Source organism: Thermaurantimonas aggregans (assembly GCF_003851885.1).
Classification (GTDB): Bacteria; Bacteroidota; Bacteroidia; order Flavobacteriales; family Schleiferiaceae; genus Thermaurantimonas; species Thermaurantimonas aggregans.
This window is the reverse complement of sequence record NZ_BHZE01000041.1, coordinates 1-4,983: the sequence shown is the minus strand read 5'-3', so window position 1 is coordinate 4,983 and position 4,983 is coordinate 1. Positions and strand designations below refer to the sequence as shown.

3 rRNA genes are annotated in these 4,983 nt (G+C 53.3%); all 3 read right to left on the bottom strand.

From position 1 onward, the window contains the following. Positions 1–3: 3 nt before the first annotated feature. The 3 genes from rrf to EIP89_RS11300 all read right to left on the bottom strand — a co-directional run bounded on the left by rrf (position 4) and on the right by EIP89_RS11300 (position 4,745). Positions 4–114, bottom strand: a 5S ribosomal RNA gene (gene rrf, locus EIP89_RS11310). Between the two features lie 123 nt (positions 115–237). Continuing rightward, positions 238–3,119 (bottom strand): 23S ribosomal RNA (locus EIP89_RS11305). A 105-nt stretch (positions 3,120–3,224) separates the two neighbouring features. Continuing rightward, positions 3,225–4,745 (bottom strand): 16S ribosomal RNA (locus EIP89_RS11300). Together the 16S, 23S and 5S rRNA genes form the textbook arrangement of a ribosomal RNA operon. Between the last annotated feature and the right edge of the window lie 238 nt (positions 4,746–4,983).

Genomic DNA, 4,983 nt, shown 5'->3' with positions numbered 1-4,983 from the left:
TAAGGAGGGCAGCGACATACTCTCCCGGCGGAGTGCCAGTACCATCTGCGCTGGTGGGCTTAACTTCTCTGTTCGGAATGGGAAGAGGTGATCCCCACCGCAATAGCCACCCTCGAAGTTGTCTGTGTCAGTGATTTGTTTATGCTTTGTGTTTTATTACAGGTTCTTTTTTTTGACTGACACCAATTCGTTTTTGGCTTTTTCATATCGGCATGGGAAGCAGAGATAACGGACTCTCTGAGGAAGTTTACGGGTAATTAGTACTGCTCGGCTATGACATTACTGCCTTTACACCTGCAGCCTATCAACGTCCTCATCTCGAACGACCCTTAAAAGAAATCTCATCTTGGGGTGTGTTTCGCGCTTATATGCTTTCAGCGCTTATCACTTCCGCACATAGCTACCCTGCGGTGCAGCTGGCGCCACAACAGGTACACTAGTGGTGCGTCCGCCACGGTCCTCTCGTACTAATGGCAGCTCCCCTCAAATTTCTAACGCCCGCAATAGATAGAGACCGAACTGTCTCGCGACGTTCTGAACCCAGCTCGCGTGCCACTTTAATGGGCGAACAGCCCAACCCTTGGGACCTTCTCCAGCCCCAGGATGTGACGAGCCGACATCGAGGTGCCAAACCCCCCCGTCGATGTGAGCTCTTGGGAAGGATCAGCCTGTTATCCCCGGAGTACCTTTTATCCTTTGAGCGATGGCCTGCCCATACAGCGCCACCGGATCACTATGCCCTGGTTTCCCACCTGATCGGCTTGTCGGCCTCACAGTCAAGCGCCCTTATGCCATTGCACTCTACGCACGGTTGCCAAGCGTGCTGAGGGCACCTTTGGAAGCCTCCGTTACTCTTTTGGAGGCGACCACCCCAGTCAAACTACCCGCCAAGCACTGTCCCCCTTGATGAGGTTAGGCTTCAAACAACGAAAGGGTGGTATTTCAACGGCGACTCCACCATGGCTGGCGCCACAGCTTCTCAGTCTCCCACCTATCCTACACATCCGTTGTCCAAAGTCAATACTAAGCTGTAGTGAAGGTTCACGGGGTCTTTTCGTCCCATTGCGGGTACCCGGCATCTTCACCGAGACTACAATTTCACCGAGCTCGTGGCTGAGACAGTGCCCAGATCGTTACACCATTCGTGCAGGTCGGAACTTACCCGACAAGGAATTTCGCTACCTTAGGACCGTTATAGTTACGGCCGCCGTTTACCGGGGCTTCAATTCAGAGCTTCGCCTTAAGGCTAACCCCTCCTCTTAACCTTCCGGCACCGGGCAGGTGTCAGACCCTATACTTCTTCTTTCGAATTCGCAGAGTCCTGTGTTTTTGATAAACAGTCGCCTGGGCCATTTCTCTGCGCCCCAACGTCTCCGTCAGGGTCCCCTTATCCCGAAGTTACGGGGTCAATTTGCCTAGTTCCTTAGCCACGACTCACTCGAGCACCTTAGGATACTCTCCTCGACTACCTGTGTCGGTTTGCGGTACGGGCTGCTTACAACTGAAGCTTAGCGGCTTTTCTCGGAAGTACGTTTACCCTCTCTGTCTCATCGTCCGAAGACTCTGAGTACTATCACCTTCGGCACTAGCAGTGGATTTGCCTGCTGCCAGTTTACCTACAAGCTTTAACCTGGTATTCCGTCTCCAGGCGGAGGTGTCACACCTTCGTCCCCGCATCGCATTGTAAGCAGGTATCGGAATATTAACCGATTTGGCATCAGCTACACCGCCTTTACAACGATCTCGCCTTAGCTCCCGACTTACCCCGGGTTGATTAACATCGCCCGGGAAACCTTAGTCTTTCGGTGGGCAGGTTTCTCACCCGCCTTATCGTTACTTATGCCTACATTTTCTCTTCTGTACGCTCCAGTAAGCCTCACAGCTATCCTTCTCCGCATACAGAATGCTCCCCTACCTGCCCCTAACGGACAGCAAGGCTTCGGTGTATCGCTTATGCCCGATTATTGTCCATGCCAAACCGCTCGACTAGTGAGCTGTTACGCACTCTTTAAATGAATGGCTGCTTCCAAGCCAACATCCTAGCTGTCAATGCAGTCTGACCTCGTTTGAACAACTTAGCGATAACTTCGGGACCTTAGCCGTTGCTCTGGGTTCTTTCCCTCTCGGACCGTGACCTTAGCACCCCGGCCCTCACTCCTGTGTATATATATCAGCATTCGGAGTTTGTCAGGATTTGGTAGGCGGTGAAACCCCCGCATCCTATCAGTGGCTCTACCTCTGATATACTCTACCACAAGGCTGCACCTAAATGCATTTCGGGGAGTACGAGCTATTTCCCAGTTTGATTAGCCTTTCACCCCTACCCTCAGCTCATCCAAAAGCTTTTCAACGCTTACTGGTTCGGCCCTCCACTCCGTGTTACCGAAGCTTCAGCCTGGCCAAGGGTAGATCACAAGGTTTCGCGTCTGCCACCACCGACTATGCGCCCTCTTCAGACTCGCTTTCGCTTCGGCTCCTCTGCTGAACAGATTAACCTCGCCGGTGATGAGCAACTCGTAGGCTCATTATGCAAAAGGCACGCCGTCGCCCTAAGGCTCCGACCGCTTGTAGACACACGGTTTCAGGTTCTCTTTCACCCCCTTCCTCAGGGTTCTTTTCACCTTTCCCTCACGGTACTGGTTCACTATCGGTCTTCCGGGAGTATTTAGCCTTACCGGATGGTCCCGGCTGATTCACACAGGATTCCTCGTGTCCCGCGCTACTCAGGATCCTGGCTCGTATATCGCATCTCTACGCATACAGGGCTCTCACCTTCTCCGGCGCAGCATTCCAACTGCTTCCGCTTCAAATGCGCATACTCTTTGCCAGTCCTACTACCCCCATCGTGCCTAAACACCATGGGTTTGGGCTCCTCCCCGTTCGCTCGCCACTACTAAGGGAATCACTGTTGTTTTCTCCTCCTCCGGGTACTTAGATGTTTCAGTTCCCCGGGTTCGCCTCCCTTGCGGGATTTCCGCCTTCAGCGGAAGGGTTGCCCCATTCGGATATCTGCGGATCTACGCTCGCCTGCAGCTCCCCGCAGCTTTTCGCAGCTTGCCACGTCCTTCTTCGCCTCCGGAAGCCTAGGCATCCTCCGTGTGCCCTTTCTAACTTCTCTCTCTTCCGTTATCTCTTGCTCCTTGCCAATATGTCAAAGATCGTAATAGTGGTTAGCAGTACAGGGGTGAAGAGGAGGGGAACGATTGATGTTCCGTGTTCTCTAAGAAGGAGGTATTCCAGCCGCACCTTCCGGTACGGCTACCTTGTTACGACTTAGCCCCAGTCACCGGTTTTACCCTAGGCAGCTCCTTGCGGTTACCGACTTCAGGTACCCCCGGCTCCCATGGCTTGACGGGCGGTGTGTACAAGGCCCGGGAACGTATTCACCGCGCCATGGCTGATGCGCGATTACTAGCGATTCCAGCTTCATGGAGTCGAGTTGCAGACTCCAATCCGAACTGAGACGGTCTTTAAGGATTCGCTCCCACTCGCGTGGTGGCTGCCCTCTGTAACCGCCATTGTAGCACGTGTGTAGCCCTGGACGTAAGGGCCGTGATGATTTGACGTCATCCCCTCCTTCCTCTCGGCTTGCGCCGGCAGTCCCCTTAGAGTCCCCGGCTTGACCCGCTGGTAACTAAGGGTAGGGGTTGCGCTCGTTATGGGACTTAACCCGACACCTCACGGCACGAGCTGACGACAACCATGCAGCACCTTGCAGGCCGTCCTCGCGGAAAGACTCGTTTCCAAGTCCGTCGCCCTGCATTTAAGCCCAGGTAAGGTTCCTCGCGTATCATCGAATTAAACCACATGCTCCACCGCTTGTGCGGGCCCCCGTCAATTCCTTTGAGTTTCAACCTTGCGGCCGTACTCCCCAGGTGGATTACTTAACGCTTTCGCTTAGCCGCTGAACAATTACTGCCCAACAGCGAGTAATCATCGTTTACAGCGTGGACTACCAGGGTATCTAATCCTGTTTGCTCCCCACGCTTTCGTCCATCAGCGTCAGTTGCGACCTAGTGAACTGCCTTCGCAATCGGTGTTCTGTGTCATATCTATGCATTTCACCGCTACTTGACACATTCCATCCACCTCTGTCGCACTCTAGCCTGCCAGTATCAAAGGCAATTCTTCAGTTGAGCTGAAGGATTTCACCCCTGACTTAACAAACCGCCTACGGACCCTTTAAACCCAATGAATCCGGATAACGCTCGCATCCTCCGTATTACCGCGGCTGCTGGCACGGAGTTAGCCGATGCTTATTCCTCAGGTACTTTCAGCCAAGCTCACGAGCCTGGGTTTACCCCCTGAGAAAAGCAGTTTACAACCCATAGGGCCTTCTTCCTGCACGCGGCATGGCTGGGTCAGCCTTGCGGCCATTGCCCAATATTCCTCACTGCTGCCTCCCGTAGGAGTCTGGTCCGTGTCTCAGTACCAGTGTGGGGGATCAACCTCTCAGTTCCCCTACCGATCGTCGGCTTGGTAGGCCGTTACCCTACCAACTACCTAATCGGACGCATGCCCATCCCATACCGCCTCAGCTTTAATTACTTACCCATGCAGTTAAGTAATGTTATGGGGTATTAATCCGAATTTCTCCGGGCTATCCCCCAGTATGGGGTAGGTTGCATACGCGTTACGCACCCGTGCGCCACTCTCGCTACGATCGCTCGTAACTGCCGTTCGACTTGCATGTGTTAGGCCTGCCGCTAGCGTTCATCCTGAGCCAGGATCAAACTCTCCGTTGTAAATCCTTGAACCCGCTCACTCTCCAACCTTCTCTGTCTGCTGCTAACCTATATTGTCAAAGAACTTCGTCTTGCTCTTTCCCTTTTAAAATCGGGCTGCAAAGGTACGCCTAACTTTGTTCCATGCAACACCCACTTTGCGTTTTTGCACTTCGTTAGGAATTTGCCCCCTCAACCCAATCTCTCAAAGATCTACCCCGTCCTGAAAAAACGGGCTGCAAAGGTAAATACTCCTATC